General features: G+C 36.7%; 15 protein-coding genes. 5 read left to right on the forward strand and 10 right to left on the reverse strand.

Annotated elements, in window-relative coordinates:
- Window positions 1-116: 116 nt before the first annotated feature.
- Window positions 117-2,183, reverse strand: a complete 2,067-nt coding sequence (locus tag ACLJX0_RS02060) for a M13 family metallopeptidase (RefSeq protein WP_410878002.1) — start codon at window positions 2,181-2,183, stop codon at window positions 117-119.
- 240 nt (window positions 2,184-2,423) lie between these two features.
- Here ACLJX0_RS02060 and ACLJX0_RS02065 point away from each other — a divergent pair, with 240 nt between their 5' ends.
- The 5 genes from ACLJX0_RS02065 (at window position 2,424) to ACLJX0_RS02085 (ending at window position 9,341) form a co-directional block, all read left to right on the forward strand.
- On the forward strand, window positions 2,424-3,131 hold the full coding sequence (locus ACLJX0_RS02065; protein ID WP_410878003.1) for an SCO family protein: 708 nt from the start codon (window positions 2,424-2,426) through the stop codon (window positions 3,129-3,131).
- Window positions 3,132-3,332: 201 nt separating this feature from the next.
- Window positions 3,333-3,572: a ferrous iron transport protein A gene (locus tag ACLJX0_RS02070; protein ID WP_410878004.1), complete on the forward strand. Its 240-nt coding sequence runs from the start codon at window positions 3,333-3,335 to the stop codon at window positions 3,570-3,572.
- An 18-nt stretch (window positions 3,573-3,590) separates the two neighbouring features.
- Window positions 3,591-5,699: a ferrous iron transport protein B gene (gene feoB, locus ACLJX0_RS02075; RefSeq protein WP_410878005.1), complete on the forward strand. Its 2,109-nt coding sequence runs from the start codon at window positions 3,591-3,593 to the stop codon at window positions 5,697-5,699.
- 392 nt (window positions 5,700-6,091) lie between these two features.
- Window positions 6,092-8,452, forward strand: coding sequence for a TonB-dependent receptor domain-containing protein (locus ACLJX0_RS02080; protein WP_410878006.1), 2,361 nt, complete (start codon window positions 6,092-6,094; stop codon window positions 8,450-8,452).
- A 472-nt stretch (window positions 8,453-8,924) separates the two neighbouring features.
- Complete coding sequence (locus ACLJX0_RS02085) at window positions 8,925-9,341, forward strand: hypothetical protein (RefSeq protein WP_410878007.1); 417 nt, start codon at window positions 8,925-8,927, stop codon at window positions 9,339-9,341.
- Window positions 9,342-9,459: 118 nt separating this feature from the next.
- Here ACLJX0_RS02085 and ACLJX0_RS02090 read toward each other — a convergent pair whose 3' ends face one another.
- The 9 genes from ACLJX0_RS02090 to ACLJX0_RS02130 all read right to left on the reverse strand — a co-directional run bounded on the left by ACLJX0_RS02090 (window position 9,460) and on the right by ACLJX0_RS02130 (window position 18,453).
- Window positions 9,460-9,705 carry a hypothetical protein gene (locus ACLJX0_RS02090; RefSeq protein ID WP_410878008.1) on the reverse strand — a complete coding sequence of 82 codons (246 nt, stop codon included), beginning with the start codon at window positions 9,703-9,705 and terminating at the stop codon, window positions 9,460-9,462.
- A gap of 513 nt (window positions 9,706-10,218) precedes the next feature.
- Window positions 10,219-11,604: an NADH-quinone oxidoreductase subunit N gene (locus tag ACLJX0_RS02095; RefSeq protein WP_410878009.1), complete on the reverse strand. Its 1,386-nt coding sequence runs from the start codon at window positions 11,602-11,604 to the stop codon at window positions 10,219-10,221.
- A gap of 48 nt (window positions 11,605-11,652) precedes the next feature.
- Entirely contained in the window at window positions 11,653-13,086 is a 1,434-nt protein-coding gene (locus ACLJX0_RS02100) for a complex I subunit 4 family protein (protein WP_410878010.1), read from the reverse strand.
- A 9-nt stretch (window positions 13,087-13,095) separates the two neighbouring features.
- Window positions 13,096-14,982 carry an NADH-quinone oxidoreductase subunit L gene (gene nuoL, locus ACLJX0_RS02105; protein WP_410878011.1) on the reverse strand — a complete coding sequence of 629 codons (1,887 nt, stop codon included), beginning with the start codon at window positions 14,980-14,982 and terminating at the stop codon, window positions 13,096-13,098.
- A 6-nt stretch (window positions 14,983-14,988) separates the two neighbouring features.
- Window positions 14,989-15,309, reverse strand: coding sequence for an NADH-quinone oxidoreductase subunit NuoK (gene nuoK / locus ACLJX0_RS02110; protein WP_410878012.1), 321 nt, complete (start codon window positions 15,307-15,309; stop codon window positions 14,989-14,991).
- 2 nt (window positions 15,310-15,311) lie between these two features.
- Window positions 15,312-15,827: an NADH-quinone oxidoreductase subunit J gene (locus ACLJX0_RS02115; protein ID WP_410878013.1), complete on the reverse strand. Its 516-nt coding sequence runs from the start codon at window positions 15,825-15,827 to the stop codon at window positions 15,312-15,314.
- 2 nt (window positions 15,828-15,829) lie between these two features.
- Window positions 15,830-16,378, reverse strand: a complete 549-nt coding sequence (locus ACLJX0_RS02120; protein WP_410878014.1) for a NuoI/complex I 23 kDa subunit family protein — start codon at window positions 16,376-16,378, stop codon at window positions 15,830-15,832.
- Window positions 16,379-16,384: 6 nt separating this feature from the next.
- Window positions 16,385-17,416, reverse strand: coding sequence for an NADH-quinone oxidoreductase subunit NuoH (nuoH, locus tag ACLJX0_RS02125; protein ID WP_410878015.1), 1,032 nt, complete (start codon window positions 17,414-17,416; stop codon window positions 16,385-16,387).
- An 11-nt stretch (window positions 17,417-17,427) separates the two neighbouring features.
- On the reverse strand, window positions 17,428-18,453 hold the full coding sequence (locus tag ACLJX0_RS02130; RefSeq protein WP_410878016.1) for a 2Fe-2S iron-sulfur cluster-binding protein: 1,026 nt from the start codon (window positions 18,451-18,453) through the stop codon (window positions 17,428-17,430).
- Window positions 18,454-18,480: the final 27 nt, after the last annotated feature.

Raw genomic sequence — 18,480 nt, forward strand, 5'->3', positions numbered from 1 at the left:
GCAAAGAACAAAGAACAAATGTTCACGCATCACCATAAAAAAAGCGAGTTGTTTTTAAAAACAACTCGCTTTTTTTATGGGTTCAGTGTCCTGTTAACCGTAAACTATTTCTGTTTCTACCAAATCTTAACACGATCTTCTGGTTTGATGTAAAGTTTGTTTGTTTCTTTAATATCGAATGCTTCATAGAAAGCATCAACGTTTTGTAAAGGAACATACGCTCTATAATGTCCTGGAGCATGTGGATCTGTTTTTACTTGGTTTCTGATAGCCTCATCACGTGCTTTCGTTCTCCAAATAGTACCCCAAGAAATAAAGAATCGTTGTTCTGGTGTATATCCGTCGATTAGACCTGGATCTCCATTTTCTTTTAAGTAGATTTTTAACCCATCATAAGCAACATTCACTCCGCCTAAATCTCCAATGTTTTCACCTAAAGTAAAGTGTCCATCAACGAAAACATCTTTCAATGGCTCTAATGCGCTGTATTGATCCGCTAATTTATTACCTAAAACAGTAAAACGTTCTAAATCAGCATCTGTCCACCAGTTGTTTAAGTTCCCATTTTTGTCATAACGAGCACCAGAGTCGTCAAAACTATGTGAAATCTCATGTCCAATAACTGCACCGATTCCTCCGTAGTTGATAGCCTCATCTGCTTTGTAATCGTAGAATGGCGGTTGTAAGATAGCTGCAGGGAATACGATTTCGTTGTATAATGGGTTAAAGTAAGCATTCACTGTTTGTGGTGACATACCCCAACGCGATTTATCTACTGGTTTACCGTAATCTTCTCTGTTTTTCGCTACTTCCCATTTCGATGCATTTCTCATGTTCTCGAAGTAGTTTCCTTTCGCTTCAGGAGATTTGATATCCATTTTTGAATAATCCTCCCATTTGTCAGGATAACCAATTTTTACCGTAGTAGTTGCTAATTTTTCTAAAGCTCCTTTTTTCGTTTCTTCAGCCATCCACGGTAAGTTCTTGATGCGCTCACCGAAAGCTGTCAATACGTTCTTGATCATGGCCTGTGCTTTTGCCTTCGCTTCAGCAGGGAATTTTTTCGCTACGTATAATTGCCCTAAAGCCTCTCCGATTGTATTGTTTACTACAGCAAGTGCTCTTTCTTCCGCTGGTCTTTGCTCTTTGGCTCCTTCTAATGTTTTAGAATAAAATTCCCAGTTTGCTGTTTCCATTGCAACGGATAACGTACTTGCATATCCATTTACTAACGTCCATTTTAGATATGCTTTTACATCTCCAATGTTTTTAGCTGCTAAAATGTCATTTAATGCTTTCATATAGCGCGGTTGAGAAACGACCACTTTATCGATGTTTTTCAATCCTGTTGCTTCGAAATAAGCCGTCCAATCCACAACTGGTGTTGTTTTTTGGAGCTCAGCGATTGTCATTGGATTATAGGTTAAACGGCTATCTCTGCGCTCTACTCTTGTCAAACGTGGCTCAGCCATTTTGGTCTCAATTGCCAATACGCGTGTAGCATCTGCTGTTGCTTCTTCTTTTGATTCACCAGCCATCTCTAGCATACGCGCTACGTGTGCTACGTATTGCTCGCGTTTTTCTTTCATGTCTGCATCTTGCAATACATAGTAATCACGGTCAGGTAATCCTAAAGAACCTGTACTTAAATAAACCGTGTTCTCATTTGAGTTTTTTGCATCAGCATATACATAAGAAGAGTATAACCCTAAACCACCTTCATCTGCTAAATCGTTAATCAATTTAGTCACGTCTGCTGGTGTTTGAATCGCATTGATTTGATCCAAATAAGGTTTTAATGGAGCAACACCCACACTGTTACGTGTAGCTTCGTCTAAATACGACTCAAACAAAGCAACGGCTTTCGCTTGATCCGACTTAGCATCTAGATTATGCGCTTCAGCAGCTTCTTTTAAGATCGCTAAAGCATCTTTATCTGTGTTTTGTCTCAACTCATCAAAACTTCCCCAACGGGTTCTATCATTGGGAATTTCGGTGTTATCGTACCATGTACCGTTTACAAAACGGAAAAAGTCATCTCCAGGATTCACACTTAGGTCCATGTACTCTAAATTAATCCCGTGATTTTCTTGGTCTGCTACTTCTTCTGCTTTCTTGCCATCTTTACAAGCAACTAACGAAGCTAGAGCTAAACCAGAGGTTAACAATACTCTTTTTTTCATTTGTATTTAAGTTTTACTTTAATTCTAGTTTAAACAAAAATAGAAAATATCTTTTGAGTAATTCCTATTTCCGCCTATAAATTGAATTTTTAGGAATAAATCATGTTTTTTTACTTCATTTGCGGGTTTAATAAGCAAAAATAATAGCGAGAAGCGTCTTAGATTAACGAGCTTGTTTTAAGCTTGCTTTAACGTATTTATGGGTTGGAATTTGTAAGTTTGTAGGAAACTCAAAAAATCATGTTTCAATTTTTTAAACGCTATAGATATTTCTTTCTATTCTTCTTTTTAATGAGTTGTGGAATTCTCATTTTGTTTTATAACGCTTTGAAATACAGAAAGAGTTTACCCGTGTACACTCCTTCCATGGTGAATCCCGAGATGGTGGATAGCTTAATTCAACACGAGGCAAACAAGCAAAAACACCGCATCGCGCCTTTCACCTTTATTAACCAAAATGGAGATACCATTACCAATAAAGACTACGAAGGACATATTTATGTGGCGGATTTCTTCTTTACTACTTGTCCAACTATTTGTCCAATAATGGGAGATAATATGGAGTGGTTGCAAGAGAAAATAAAAGCCTTACCAGGAGTAAAACTATTATCCCATACGGTTACCCCAGATATTGACAGTGTTCCTGTTTTAAAAGAATATGCCTTAAAAAGAGGTGTAGATGACTCGATTTGGAATTTAGTCACCGGAGATAAACGCGATATTTACTATATCGCACGAAACTCCTACCTTGCAGTAAAAACAGGTTCGCCTGATGAGTTATATGATATGGTTCATACGGAAAACTTTATTCTCGTGGATAGCGAAGGTCGTATCAGAGGGTTTTATGACGGAACCAATCTCAATACCAAAGATCCGGAAAACAAGAATATGGAGGAACTGTGGGAAGACATCCAATGGTTGTATGAACATGAAAAGAAATCGAAATAAGCGGTAGAAAGCGCTCCACATAAATAACAAAAAAGCCAACGGAAGATAATCCCGTTGGCTTTTTTGCTTTTCGATTAATCCCAAGCAGTAGAGTCGATTCAAGGCCTTGACTTAGTAGTATTTGGACTAATTAACTCCAAAAATATATTCAAATTCTTTTTTTATTGTTTATTTTTGCAATGTGAATTAAATCTAAATAAGGTGAATACAACATTAGACTTATTGAAAAGAAATGAAAAGGGGATTATAGCTGATTTTGATATGCATAAAGTACCTTTAAAATTATTAGAAATGGGCTGTTTGCCAGGTAATGCTGTTGAGCTTTTGGAAGTAGCTCCGTTAGGAGATCCTATTTATTTCTGTATTAATGATACCCATCTATCTATCCGCAAGGAGTTAGCCAAAGAAATTGTCGTGAGCCTAGAAGGCAATTTGAAGTAAGATTAGCAAGACCAATTGATGAAAAAAGACATAAAAGTTGCCCTCATAGGTAATCCTAATGTAGGTAAAACCTCTGTATTCAATGCCTTAACAGGTTTAAATCACAAAATCGGAAACTATCCCGGTATTACAGTTGACAAGAAATCAGGAACAACCAAGTTAAACGATGAGGTAACGGCTACTATTATCGATTTACCTGGAACCTATAGTATCAATGCCAGTTCAGAAGATGAGCGCATTGTCTTAGATTTGTTGTTTGATTCCACCAATGAAGACTATCCTGATGTAGCTGTTGTTGTGGCTGAAATAGAAAATCTAAAGCGAAATCTTTTGCTATTTACCCAAGTGAAAGAGTTGGGATTCCCTACGGTGTTAGCCATTAATATGGCCGATCACATGGAGGAGAAGGGAATTAGCATTCAAGTAGCGGCCTTAGAAAAGAAACTCAATACCAAAATTGTGTTGATGAGTGCCAAGAAGAAATTGGGCATTCAGGAATTAAAACAAGCGATAGTGGATTACAAAAACTACTCCATTGAGCCTTGTTTAAATGCAACGGATGTCGATCCCGATTTCTTTGGAAAATTAGCTTTGACGTTTTCTAACCTCTCGGTTTTTAAATTGTGGATGATTTACTCCCAAGATATTACCATAGGCAATATTGGGAAAAAGGACATTGAAGCCAAAGGGATTCAGTTGTCAGACAACGAGATTAAAAAATTACAACATAAAAAGACCATTAAACGCTATCAGTTTATCAACGATACGCTAAAGGAAACTTATACCCGTGATACGAGCAAAGCTACAGGTTTGCGCAGCAAAGTAGATCGCATCTTAACGCATAAAGTTTATGGATATTTGATTTTCTTTGGTATTATGACGTTGGTGTTTCAAGCGATTTTTGAATGGTCGAGTATACCCATGGATTGGATTGATGAACAATTCTCCAATTTAGGTTCTTGGGTACATGAAGTGATGGAGCCTGGTAAACTGACGGATTTAATTGCTGATGGTATTGTACCAGGTATTGGAGGTGTGATGCCTTTTATTCCGCAAATTGCCATCTTATTCATGTTCATTTCGATTTTAGAGGAAACAGGGTATATGAGTCGCGTGGTGTTCTTGATGGACAAGCTCATGCGTCCGTTTGGATTAAGTGGAAAGTCAGTGGTGCCTTTAATTTCTGGAAATGCTTGTGCAATTCCGGCGATTATGTCTGCACGTAACATTGAAAATCCCAAAGAGCGTTTGATTACGATCTTAGTGACACCATTTACAACCTGTTCTGCCCGTATTCCAGTCTATATTATCATTATTGCCTTAGTGATTCCAGAAACGCGTTTATTTGGGTTTTTGAGTTTACAAGGATTGACGTTAACCTTATTTTATTTCATCGGATTCCTAGCGGCTTTACTGTCGTCTTGGGCGTTGAGTAAGTACATCAAAAGTGAGCGTAAATCGTATTTTGTTATTGAAATGCCGAATTACCGTACACCAATTATCAAGAACGTTGTGACGAATATGTACGAGAAGACCAAGGCATTCGTAGTAGGAGCCGGAAAGATTATCTTTGTTTTGTCCATTATTATTTGGTTTTTAGGTGCACATGGCCCAGGCGATAAATTTGAAAATGCAGAGGAGCACATGGCTCAAGCACACCAAAATCAAGAGGTATCCGAAGAAGAAATGAGTGAATATGTGGCAAGTTACCGCTTGGAGAACTCCTATATTGGAATTTTAGGTAAATCAATCGAACCGGTAATTAAACCCTTAGGGTACGATTGGAAAGTGGGTATTGCGGTATTGTCTTCTTTTGTAGGACGTGAGATTTTTGTCGGGGTTTTAGGAACGATTTATAATGTAGGATCTGGAGATGAAAACGACGAAGACGGCCGTATCAAACAAAAAATGGCTGCTGAAATATGGCCCGATACAGGTGAAAAAGTATTTACCTTGGCTAGTGGAGTATCCTTGATGTTTTTCTACGCTTTTGCCATGCAGTGTACCGCTACAGTGGCTATTGTACGAAGAGAAACAAAATCGTGGAAATGGACGATTTACCAATTGGTATTTATGACGGTTCTCGCTTATGTGGCAGCGTTTATAGCCTATCAACTCTTAAAGTAAAGCACGATGGATTACCAAGAGATTATCGTTTATGGCCTATTGCTTTTTGCTATTGGGTTTTTCATCAAGAAAGCCTGGGGTAAAAAGAATAATAAAAAAGGCGGAGGCTCTTGCGGGAGCGGCGATTGTGGATGTTCGTAAAGACAGTAAATAAAGGGTTTTTGTACCCTATGTAGTATAAAATAGAAAACAGCAATAGACTTGAGTTTATTGCTGTTTTTTTTGTGGGTTATTTTAAAGAAAAAGGAGTAGTAGAAAGGAAACGGTATGAAATTAAATTTGATTATTATTAATAATAGTGCAAATTATTTGATATTATAATGAAATAAATTAATAATATTTAAATAAAATATATAATTTTGATAATTATTGATTGATATAATGTTCCGTTTATGAAAAAAAATGTTATTTTCTTTTTTTTGGTATTTTGCTGTAACCAGATACTTATAGGGCAAGAGGTTGATGTGAAAGGAAAAGTTCACAATGAATATGGCAATCCAATATCCTTTGCTACTGTTGTTCTATTTGAACATGATAGTATACCTGTTGCTACTGCGTATACGGATAGTTTAGGTAATTTTATTTTGAATCAAAAAGTGGGGCAGTATAGACTAACTGTTTCGTGGTTAAATGCAGAGGTTATCACAAAAAAAATTGTTCTAACTCATGATTTGGATCTAGGGGAGTTAGTCCTAAATGAAAATATATATCTTGATGAGATTTCCATTACTGCAAGAAAGAAAATGTTTGAGCGAAAAACGGATCGAATTATTTTTAATGTTTCTCAATCGACATCTGCTACAGGATTTAGTGCATTAGAAAAGCTAGCATTAACTCCTTTAGTCTCTGTCAATGGTCAAGGAGAAGTAGCAATCGTTGGAAAGAATAAGGTTGGAATATTGATTGATGATAAAATTGTGTATTTATCAGGGAATGAACTTACATCTTATCTAAATAATATACGTTCTGAGAATATTGCTCGGATAGAAGTTCTTACCTCCCCACCGTCTAAGTATGATGCACAGGGTAATAGTGGGTTAATTAACATCGTATTAAAGAAAAATGAAAATTTGGGATGGAATGGTAGTTTAACAAGTACAGTAAAACAAGCGACTTATACTAGTTTGTCCAATAACATGAGTTTAAATTACAGTTCAAGTAAATTAACCTCTTCTGTATCTTTAAGACACTATTATACGTCTCTTAAAGCCGTAGAAAATTATGCAATATGGAATAAACAATCGCTAGTTTCAAAAGAAAATCGACATGATTTTTATAAAGGAACGGGAGTTGAAACCAGTTTTAATTATGCATGGTCGAAAAACACAAAATTAGGTTTTATTTATAATTATGGAACTGCAGATGATGATAAAGATGTACATAATAGCGCTAGCTTTTATGATCAGAATGCATTGTATAAAGATTTGTCGACAGCAGCTACACATAACAGTAAGGCACCAGTACATACGCTTAACCTTTATGCCCAAAGTAAACTTTCGAATAGAGGGGATCAAGTAGATATTGGAATGAATTATTTTGATACCTCTGCTAATTCGATTGTTGATTTTACAACTATGGACGTATTAAATCCTTCGCTTGCAGATAGAGTAAAAACGAGTTCAGCTGTTAATTATAGAATTTTATCAGCTACTGCGGACTTCGTGTTGAATAATACATGGAGTAATCTTTCTTTCGGTGTGAAATATGTTGCTATGCACAATAATTCTGATGTAGGCTATTTCAATTGGACTGATCGTGGATATTGGATTGATCCCACTAAATCCGCATTATTTAACTACAAAGAGAATATTTATGCAGGGTATTTTGATTTTAGTAAGATATTTTTCAAGACGTGGGAATTGAAACTTGGCTTGCGCTATGAGTATACGAATACACAAGGTATTTCTAAGACAGTAGATCAAAGTAAAAAGACGGAATACGACAATTTTTTCCCATCTGTATATTTAACGCATACATTGAATGACTCTCATGTTTTTTATATTTCTTATAATAAACGAATTAATAGACCTAGTTTTAGAGAAGTAGATCCTTTTAGGTGGTACAGTAATCCTTATTCCTATTCAGAAGGAAATCCTTTATTATCTCCTTCTTACAATTACAATTTTGAGTTAGGTTATTTATTCCATAATTATTTGTCTATAGACCTGTATTATCAGGAATTACACAATGAGTTTGGACAAATTTCGAATTTTGAAAATGATATAGAAGTATCTTCCTATTACAATTATTATAACCAAAATAATTTAGGAGTAAATGTTATGTACACAAAGTCATTGGTTCCTTTTTTAGAAAATAGTATTTCTTTCAATATGGCCTATGTCAAAGCGCAGCCTAAAATGGAACATATTATTGGAGAAACAGGATTGTCTACAAGTTACTATATCAATAATACCCTAACGTTAAATCCAGAACATAGTTTTCTCTTGGTCAATTATTGGCAAAGACTTCCTTCCAAAAAAGGGAATAGTTCGTTGCGAAATATGGCTTCTTTTGATATGGGGTTTAAATTTCTTTTTTTTGATCAGAAGCTCTCCTTTAATATTGTGGCTAACGATTTGTTTCAACAACTTAGAGCCAAAGGAGAAAAGAAATTTGATACAAATTACCAGCAATTTAATAACTATTATGATGCTAGAAATATATCTTTTTCAGCAACCTATAATTTTGGCAAATCAAAAGATGCCGAAAAAAGAAAAACCATTGACTTTGAAGAAACCTCAAGAGCAAATTGAAGATACTGTTTGCAAACGAATACCAATGAGAGTCTAATGTATTAAAACGGTTATTATTATCGCGCATAGATTATCAACGGTAAAAATGTCAGAGGCTCTTGCGGGAGCGGCGATTGTGGCTGTTCATAAAGACAGTAAATAAAGGGTTTTTGTACCCTATGTAGTATAAAATAGAAAACAGCAATAGACTTGAGTTTATTGCTGTTTTTTTTGTGGGTTATTTTAAAGAAAAAGGAGTAGTAGAAAGGAAATACAACGGGTAATTTTTGATTAGTAAATGAAATTTATATTCTGTGTATATTTGGTCTCATCATTGGTGTTTTTGTTTACCTTGTAGTCTAGGTGCGATTATAATTCATTTTGAATTAAACGATATGAAAAAGTAATTTTTATTTTCGGTTGTATTTTCTTGATTAGTTGTTCAACAGCTATAAAAAAAGAGCAGGATCTAAATGATCAAAAAATAGAAGGTTTGTTGGCTATTCATCGGCAGTATGCTTTTATGGATTTATACCATAGAGCTTTAAAGAAAGAGAAGGAACAACTTAAGATTCAATATGATTCCTTAGTTGACCTTTCAAGTATAGAATTATATCATGAATTTTGTATCATTATGGATTTTTATTCCAAAGATCATCCAACGTATGACAATGCGAACTACTATCGGTTAATTGATAAGTGGTTAGAAAAGGAATATAAACCCAATATGCCTTTAGATGATAAAAATTTAAAAGCACATCTGACATTTAGACGCGCTTTTGATTTTTATGAAAGTGAAGATTTGAAGCAATATATTGATTCATTGAGAACCTTGTTTCGAAATAAACAGCAGCACAATACGTTGAAAAGCCTCGAGTGTTATGAAAGAACGATGGAGTATTGGGAATAAATGAAAACAGAACGTTGAGATTCTTTAATGGATAGTTTTAAAAGAATAAAAAGCCGTAGTAAACTAAGTTTGCTACGGCTTTTTCGTCATGATGAGAAAATGATTTTAAAAAAACGAGCTAAATCGTTGGTTGTTTTAGATTTTGGAGCAGATGGACTAGTTCCAATACATCCTGTACATCATCCGTATTCAAAGAAAAATCGTCATGGGTTTGGGTGCAATGATGCATATAGTAATAAAAAAGTGCTGTTATACTTTTCGCATAAGCAGCAAAGTTGGAATTGTGGTTATACAATTGTTGGATTAAGGTGAGGTTGTGCGAATCATGGTCTGAAATTACACGGTGTAGGGGTTTTGTACTCATAATTTGTGATTTAGGTTTACCTGTTCAAACGGGTTATTTGCTCCATGGTTGTTCGATGACTTAAACAAACCCATTGAGACAGGTATATAGTAGGTTAAAAGTTGTTATTAAGAGCACTAAAATAAGTTTTTTTGGTATTGCTTTTCTGTTTAATTGATTGAAAATCTGTAGTTTGTTTGATTTGTGAACGAGATTTTTGATTGTTGTTTGAATGTTTTATTTTGGTGAGGATTGGTGAGGATTGGTGAGGATTGGTGAGGGATTGGTGAGGGATTGGTGAGGGATTGGTGAGGGATTGGTGAGGGTTTGGTGAGGTTTGGTGAGGATTGGGTGAGAGTTTGGTGAGGGATTGGTGAGGGATTGGCGAGGTTTGGTGAGGTTTGGTGAGTAAATGCCAACAAAAAAGCGAAGCACAAACAACAAAGAACGCAGAACAAATACCAAAAAAAAGACCAAGTTTCTAAAAAGAATACTTGGTCTTCCGTAATTTATTGAATTGTTATTTATTTGTTCTTAGTTGAATAAGCCTAATAAAAGGGACGGGTATAAACCGAAAACTACGACTGCAGCTACAGCAAGGAGTCCTACGATCGAATAGGCTAGTGGCACTTGAATTTTTGCCGGTTTTACTTCTTCTTCCTCTTGGTTTTTAGCAAACATCAAGATGATAATTTTCAAGTAGTAATAGATGCTGATGAACGAGTTAATTACCCCGAAGATGACTAAGGTGATAAATCCGTTTTTCACTGCTTCTGTAAACAAGAAGAATTTTCCGAAGAAACCAGCAAAGATTGGAATCCCTCCCATAGATAATAACGCTACAGATAAGATAACCGCTAAAAGGGGGTTAGATTTGCCTAATCCTTTGAAGTTATCAATGTGTTCGTTGTCTTTTCCTTTGGTTACGATGGTCAATACAGTAAAAGCAGCGATACCAGCAAATGCGTATGATGTTGCATAGTAGAATAAGTTAGGTGTTGCACTGCCCAAAGCTGTTAGAGCCATCATCATAAAACCAGCATGTGAAATACCTGAATACGCCAATAAACGCTTCATATTATCTTGACGCAAGGCCATGATATTACCGACAGTCATCGTTAAGATGGCGATAATAACAATAGCCGTAGTATAATGCGAAGGCATTTGGTGTAATAAGTTTATCGACACTTTGTATAGCGTCGCAACAGCTGTTACCTTAACTAACGTACTCATCATCGCAGTCGTTAAGTTTGGTGCACCTTGGTATACATCTGGTGCCCAGAAGTGGAACGGAACCGCTGCAATTTTGAACAACATTCCAATGATAATCATTGTTACCCCTAAGGCATACCAAATGGGCATAGGGTTACTCGTTGTTAATTTTGCAATTTGAGCCAAGTCGAAAGAACCTGTTGCTCCATACACAAGGGCAATTCCGAATAGCACTACACCAGAAGCGAAAGACCCCAGTAGGAAGTATTTCATGGCGGATTCGTTACTCTTAATGTTGGTACGATCAGATCCACAAAGAATATATAGGGTGATAGAAAGAATTTCTAGTCCCACAAAAAACATCGCCATATTTCCGAAACTCACCATGGAAATCGCTCCCATGAGCAAGAATAATTTGAGTGAAATATAGTCTGATAGTTTAGAAAATTGCGCTTGATAAAAGTCTTTACTCAACGCTACTAACAAAATGGTTAGGGCAATAAATAAAGAAGAAAAGGCACTTGAAAACTTAGTAGTCACAATCATATTGTTGTAGTGAGCTTCCACCACATCAATGTTGCAAAGTGTGTACCCCAGAATTCCCAGTAGTCCTACAACCGTAAGCGGGATGATTAATTTTCTCAAATTAATAATCTCTGCTAGTAGAACGATAACCGCTAATACGCCAACTGCTATTAATGTATTCATCTTTTATATTTTGGAATTATGGCTTCAGAATAAGCTGAATCTCAATTGTTATTTAATATAGGATACGATTTCAACCAAACTTGGTGTAATTAAATCGGTAATTGGTTTCGGGTATACCCCTAAGAAAATCACGGTGATTACTAATATCCCGAGTACGATTTTCTCGTTCACTGTTACTTCTTTAAATACTTTCTCATTCGTTTCCCCTAGCATAGATCGTTGGAACATGCGCAACATATAGAAGGCACCAAAAATGATACTTGTTCCTCCGATGATCGCGTACCAGATATTGATTTGCGATAGACCGTATAGCAAGCTAAATTCTCCGATGAAACTGAACGTTCCGGGTAAACCAATCGACGCAAACAACAAGATCATGAATAAAGAGGCGAATTGTGGCGCTTGTTGGCGAATTCCTCCCATTTCATTGATGGCTCTTGTTCCGAATCGGTTGAACATGATTTCTGCTACGTAGAATAAACCAACAATAACGAAACCGTGTGCTAACATTTGGTATACGGCTCCTAATAAACCGTCTAAAGTTAAGGTATAAGCACCAGCGGCAATTAACCCAACGTGTGCTAAAGATGAATAAGCGAAGAAACGCTTGATATTCACTTGCTTTAGTGCTACGATTGATCCATAAACTACCCCAATGATACACAAAACTAAAATAGTAGGCATTAAGTCTTTCGCTGCTGATGGAGCGATAGGCAATTGCCAACGAATAATCGAGTATAATCCCATTTTTAGCATAATCCCCGATAAAAGCATGGTTCCAACAGTAGGTGCTTTTTCATACGTTGACGCCTGCCATGTATGGAAAGGGAAGATGGGAATTTTAATGGCATAAGCTAAGAAGAAAGCAAGGAAAATCCAGTATTGCTCTTGGCTTGTTAGCGTTACATGATATAAGTCTGCCAATAAGAAACTACCTGCTTTTTGGTAAAGGTAGATAAACCCAACCAACATGAATAAGGATCCTGCAAAGGTGTAAATAAAGAATTTGAAAATCGCTTTTTTACGTGCTTCGAAGGTATCATTCCCCCATAGTAAAGCAATAAAGTAGATAGGAATTAAAGATAACTCCCAGAAAATATAGTATAAAAATCCATCTGCAGCTAAGAAAGTTCCTGTCATAGCGAATGACATAAACATCACCAAGCCGTAGAATAGGTTTGATTTTTCAATGTGATTTCCAAAAGAAGATAGAATGATTAGCGGTGTTAACATCGTTGTTAATAAAACAAGTGCTAACGCTAATCCATCTGCTTTTAGGGCAATGTGAATGTTGGGATTCATAATCCATTGCGTGGTAAAACCGGCATTTACGCCTGAATTGTGTTGGCAAATGATGGCAATTGTTTCTACAAATGCCACTAACCCAAAGAGCAATGCAATTTTAGGGGCTAGTGTTTTGTTTGCTAAAAACGTAGCAAATGCTCCAACTAATAACGTTAATAATACTATAGTTACGTTCATCTCTCTAAATTATCTTGCAATGAATAAATAATACAACATCAAACAGATTCCAAATACAAAGGCGAATAAGTACAGTCCGATGTTTCCGTTTTGTGCTTTTTTCCCTTGTAAAGACAATCCATCTGCTATCTTTCCTAGTCCATAAATGGCTTCAGACAAGATTACTTCGATGACGTCTCTAAAGAAAACGGAAAGCGTATAGATTGGTTTAACAATCACTCTCATGTAGATTTCGTCTATGTAGTATTTGTTGTATAAGACTTTATGGAATCCTGTCATTTCTTCATCTGCAGGAGGAAGTTCACCTTTTTTGATGTATTTGCTATACGCGATAAATAAACCAATACATGCACCAACAACTGCAATAGCCATCAAGATGTATTCGGTTGTACCCAATACGTGTGGATGTGCGTTTGCACTGTTGACGATAATAGGTTCTAAATAGCTATTTAACCAGCTGTTTCCTGGCAGGCTAATTACTCCACCAACTACGGATAAAATACCTAAGATCCATAAAGGAATGGTAATAGCTGCTGGGCTTTCATGCAAATGATTCTTTTGTTCTTGTGTTCCTCTGAAATTTTTGAAGAAGGTCAAGTACAACAAGCGGAACATATAGAACGCCGTCATGATAGATGCGATTGATCCGATGACATAAAGTACAGGATTATGACTGAATGCCGTGAGTAAGATTTCGTCTTTTGAGAAGAAACCAGAGAACGGTGGGAATCCAGAAATAGCGATTGTCGCTAGGAGGAAAGTCGCATAGGTTGCTGGCATAAATTTCTTTAAACCACCCATATTTCTCATGTCTTGTTCTCCGCCCATAGCGTGGATCACTGATCCTGATCCTAAGAATAAACAAGCTTTGAAGAACGCATGGGTTACCACGTGGAACACCGCGATTTCGTAAGCACCAAATCCGACAGCCATAAACATTAATCCCAATTGAGATACGGTTGAATAAGCCAATACCTTTTTGATATCCGTTTGTACCAGACCAATGGTTGCTGCAAACAAAGAGGTTACTGCACCTACAATGGCAATGATGTTTTGGATATGGGGGGCTAAGTCAAAAACAAAGTTTAATCGTGTGATTAAGAAAATCCCTGCAGTTACCATAGTTGCTGCGTGAATTAACGCAGATACAGGCGTTGGTCCTGCCATCGCATCGGGTAACCACGTGTACAATGGAATTTGAGCACTTTTTCCTACTGCTCCAATGAATAACGCTAAGGCTGCCCATCCGATCCACATATTGATTTGGTGGTTAGTTCCTTGTAACAAGGCTTCTTTAATTGTCATATAATCTAAAGATTGGAACAAGAAAGCCAAGATAAATACACCCACTAAAAAGCCTAAATCCCCAATGCGGTTCATGATAAAAGCTTTTTTAGCAGCGTCGTTATACGACTGGTTTTTATGCCAAAATCCGATTAATAAGTACGAACACAATCCTACACCTTCCCATCCGATGAACGTGATTAACAAGTTACTTCCCGTAACTAACACAATCATGAAGAAGATAAATAGATTCAAATAAGCGAAAAACTTAGCGTAGTTTTCGTCATTTTTCATGTAGTTGGTCGAATACCAGTGAATCAAGGTTCCGATTCCTGTAACAAATAACAACCACAAGAGCGAAAGTTGATCTAGTAAAAAACCAAAGTTTACCTTGAAGTTCGCTAAAGCCATCCATTCGAATAGTTCGATTTCAATAGGTTGTTTGCTATTGTTTACCTGGATGAAGGCCAATAGGGAAATGATAAAAGAAATTAAAACTGCTACAGTTGCGATAATTCCTGAACCATTACCTAATTTTTTTCCGAAGAAAACATTAACCAAAGACCCAATTAATGGGACCAATAATAAAAGTAAAATTACGTTTGTATCCATAAGGAATTATCCTTTTAAGTTCTTTAATTTATCAATGTCAATTGCGCCAATATTTCTGTAAATCGATACCAGAATAGCCAATCCTACAGCAACTTCTGCTGCAGCAACAGCCATGGTAAAGAATACGAAAACTTGTCCTTGTGCATCTTGATGATAGGTAGAAAAGGCAACCATCAACATGTTGGCTGAGTTCAACATAATCTCAATACACATAAACATTACAATTGCGTTTCGTCTATATAATATTCCAAATACTCCGATGCAGAATAATAAAATTGATAAGTAGATGTATTTATCAATACCGATGATTTCAATTACATTTTCCATGTTTATACTGCTTTTTCAGATTTGTCTTTTTTCGAAATCAATACCGCTCCAATCATTGCTAGCAATAACAATACTGCAATCATCTCGAAAGGAACAACGTATTCATTTAACAATACTTTCCCTAAGACGTGAACCGATTGGAAATCTTGTCCAGGTGTGGCATATTGTAATTCATAGGCTTGATTTCCTCTTAAGGTAATCGATAGCAACAGTAAACCTACTAAACAGAAGGCAATTGTTGCTGTTACTTTTGATACAAGTGGTTTAGATACCTCGTGGCTGATATTTAAGTTCATTAACATGATGGTAAATAACATTAAAATCATAATGGCCCCAGAGTACACCATAATGTGAATCATACCTAAGAACTGCGAGTTCAATAGAATGTAGTGACCCGCGATAGAGAAGAAACTAACAACCAACCACAAAGCGCTGTGAATCGGGTTTTTACTCAACAGCGTTAAGGCTGCACTCCCTAGAGTAATTGTCGAAAGGATATAAAATAAAATTTCTACCATGATTACGCTTGATTCTGTTTGTTTGTATTCGCAATAGCGGCCTCTAACGGCATCACTAATTTATCTTTTCCGTAGATAAAGTTCTCACGGGTAATATCGGCCTTGGTAATTTCTCCAGACTTTGTTAAGTAAATCGCTTGTTTTGGACAAGACTCTTCACATAACCCACAGAAGATACAACGCAACATGTTGATTTCGTAGATTTCAGCATACTTTTCTTCGCGGTACAAGTGTTTTTCTTCTGGTTTTCGTTCAGCTGCTTTCATTGTGATTGCTTCTGCAGGGCAAGATAAGGCGCAAAGACCACAAGCCGTACAGCGCTCTCTTCCTTCATCGTCGCGCATTAGCGTATGTCTACCGCGGTAAACGGGGCTAAATGGACGGGTTTGTTCTGGATAAGAGATTGTCACCTTTTTCTTAAACATGTGTTTTAAGGTAACCATCATTCCTTTGATAATCGCAACCAAATAGATGCGTTCGCTCCAAGATAGCTTCTTGTTTGAAACCATCTTTTTTCTTCCTGATAAAGAATAGGTAGTAGTTGATGACATGTTTAATTAGTTTAAAAGTAAGATTACAACAGCTGTAACAATTAGGTTCAATAATGCCAATGGGATTAAGGTTTTCCATCCTAAGTTCATCAATTGGTCATAACGGAAACGCGGAAGTGTCCAACGTACCCACATATACACAAAGATGAAGAAACAAATTTTTACAAATAGGGCAATAATACCCAATACATTTGCAATATTTACGCCCCAGTTTTCAACAGCCCAGGCCATCCCAGGGTAGTTAAATGCTCCGAAGAACAACACAGCGATAATCGCCGAAGAGATAAATAAATTTGCGTACTCCGCAAATAAATAGAATCCCATTTTCATAGATGAATATTCTGTGTGGAATCCACCAATTAGCTCTTGTTCACATTCGGCTAAGTCAAAAGGTGCTCGATTGGTTTCAGCGAATGAACAAATTAAGAAGATTATAAAACCAATTGGTTGATAAAATACGTTCCAGTTCATTCCACTTTGTTGCAAGGCGATTTCTCTCATGCTCATGGTTTGCGTTAACAACAACAACGCAATTAACGAAAGCCCCATGGCAATTTCGTAAGAAATCATTTGAGAAGCAGCACGAATACCACTCATCAAGGAATACTTATTGTTTGATGCCCATGCTCCAATCATGATCCCGTAAACCCCAACGGATAATACCGCAAGAATATACAAAAGTCCCACGTTGATATCGGCAGCTTGTAAAATAATTTCTCTTCCAAATAAAACAAATTTGTCACCCCAAGGCAGTGCAGCACTCGTCATAAGCGCTAAAGTCATCGCCAAGAAAGGACCAAATTTGAATAAGAATCGGTTAGGGGTATTCGGTTCGTACTCCTCTTTAGCGAATAGTTTTAAACCATCGGCCAAAGGTTGTAAAACCCCTCCTTTACCTGCACGGTTTGGACCTAAACGATCTTGTATCCACGCTGCAATCTTTCGTTCTGCTAACGTAGCATACATCGCCATAAGCATTGTAATTGCGAATACAACTACAATAATAACTGCTTTATCAATAATAATAGCTTTATCCATTTTTTACCGTTTTATTCTTTAGATTCATCGTTTGTAAAAGGAATCGCCTTCATACTAATTTTCTTGCGATCTTGTTCACGTCCTTCTAAAATGTGTTGCTCTGTTTTAATCACAACATGATCTAACTTTTTCGTGTAGTTGTTTTGATTAATTACAGAGAATTTTTCGAATTTACGTGGTCCTTCAATTACCCAATCCGTAGATTCCTTGTGGTCAAAACGACAAGAGTTACAGATAAATTCTTCTACTTCATGGAATTCATCTTTGCGAGCTGTTACACGTTGAATTTCTTCTCCGAACATCCACAAGGTTACTTTTCCAGAACAAGTTGGGCAATTGCGGTGGGCATTGTACGGTTTATTGAACCATACACGTGATTTAAAGCGGAAAGTTTTATCCGTTAAGGCTCCCACAGGACATACGTCAATCATATTTCCAGAAAACTCATTTTCAATGGCTGCAGAAATGTAGGTAGAAATCTGCGCGTGTTCTCCTCGACCACATACACCATGAACGCGTTCATCTGTTAATTGTTCCGCTGTTTTTACACAGCGATAGCATAGAATACAACGATTCATGTGTAGTTGGATATTATCTCCTATATTTTCAGGTTCAAACGTTCGCTTTTCTTCCTGGTATCTTTTTTGTTCTTTTCCGTGTTGGAAAGCCAAGTTTTGTAAATCACATTCCCCTGCTTGATCACATACAGGGCAATCTAAGGGGTGATTGATTAATAGAAATTCCGTCACTGATTTTCTTGCTTCTAGAACGCGTGGAGAAGTGATGCTCTTTACTTCCATACCATCCATTACACCTGTTTTACAAGAAGCCATGAGTTTAGGCATCGGACGTGGATCCGCTTCACTACCTTTTGAAACTTCTACTAAACAGGCTCTACATTTTCCGCCTGTTCCTTCCAGTTTGGAGTAATAGCACATCGCTGGTGGTACTGATTCCCCACCAATCATTCTTGCTGCTTGTAGAATGGATGTTCCTGGTTCTACTTCTATTTCATGTCCGTCTATAGTAACTTTCATAAATTGTGCTTTTTAGCTAAAAAATTA

This window comes from Myroides sp. DW712 (assembly GCF_046557355.1).
Lineage (GTDB): Bacteria > Bacteroidota > Bacteroidia > Flavobacteriales > Flavobacteriaceae > Flavobacterium.

Bases quoted from the DNA above. Each gene is read 5' to 3' on its own strand.
- ACLJX0_RS02100 (WP_410878010.1), bottom strand. From the start codon at position 13,086: ATGAACGTAACTATAGTATTATTAACGTTATTAGTTGGAGCATTTGCT.
- feoB (WP_410878005.1), top strand. From the start codon at position 3,591: ATGAAAAAAGACATAAAAGTTGCCCTCATAGGTAATCCTAATGTAGGT.
- ACLJX0_RS02130 (WP_410878016.1), bottom strand. From the start codon at position 18,453: ATGAAAGTTACTATAGACGGACATGAAATAGAAGTAGAACCAGGAACA.
- ACLJX0_RS02115 (WP_410878013.1), bottom strand. From the start codon at position 15,827: ATGGTAGAAATTTTATTTTATATCCTTTCGACAATTACTCTAGGGAGT.
- ACLJX0_RS02060 (WP_410878002.1), bottom strand. From the start codon at position 2,183: ATGAAAAAAAGAGTATTGTTAACCTCTGGTTTAGCTCTAGCTTCGTTA.
- ACLJX0_RS02080 (WP_410878006.1), top strand. From the start codon at position 6,092: ATGAAAAAAAATGTTATTTTCTTTTTTTTGGTATTTTGCTGTAACCAG.
- ACLJX0_RS02090 (WP_410878008.1), bottom strand. From the start codon at position 9,705: ATGAGTACAAAACCCCTACACCGTGTAATTTCAGACCATGATTCGCAC.
- nuoL (WP_410878011.1), bottom strand. From the start codon at position 14,982: ATGGATACAAACGTAATTTTACTTTTATTATTGGTCCCATTAATTGGG.
- ACLJX0_RS02120 (WP_410878014.1), bottom strand. From the start codon at position 16,378: ATGTCATCAACTACTACCTATTCTTTATCAGGAAGAAAAAAGATGGTT.
- ACLJX0_RS02095 (WP_410878009.1), bottom strand. From the start codon at position 11,604: ATGAATACATTAATAGCAGTTGGCGTATTAGCGGTTATCGTTCTACTA.
- nuoH (WP_410878015.1), bottom strand. From the start codon at position 17,416: ATGGATAAAGCTATTATTATTGATAAAGCAGTTATTATTGTAGTTGTA.
- nuoK (WP_410878012.1), bottom strand. From the start codon at position 15,309: ATGGAAAATGTAATTGAAATCATCGGTATTGATAAATACATCTACTTA.
- ACLJX0_RS02065 (WP_410878003.1), top strand. From the start codon at position 2,424: ATGTTTCAATTTTTTAAACGCTATAGATATTTCTTTCTATTCTTCTTT.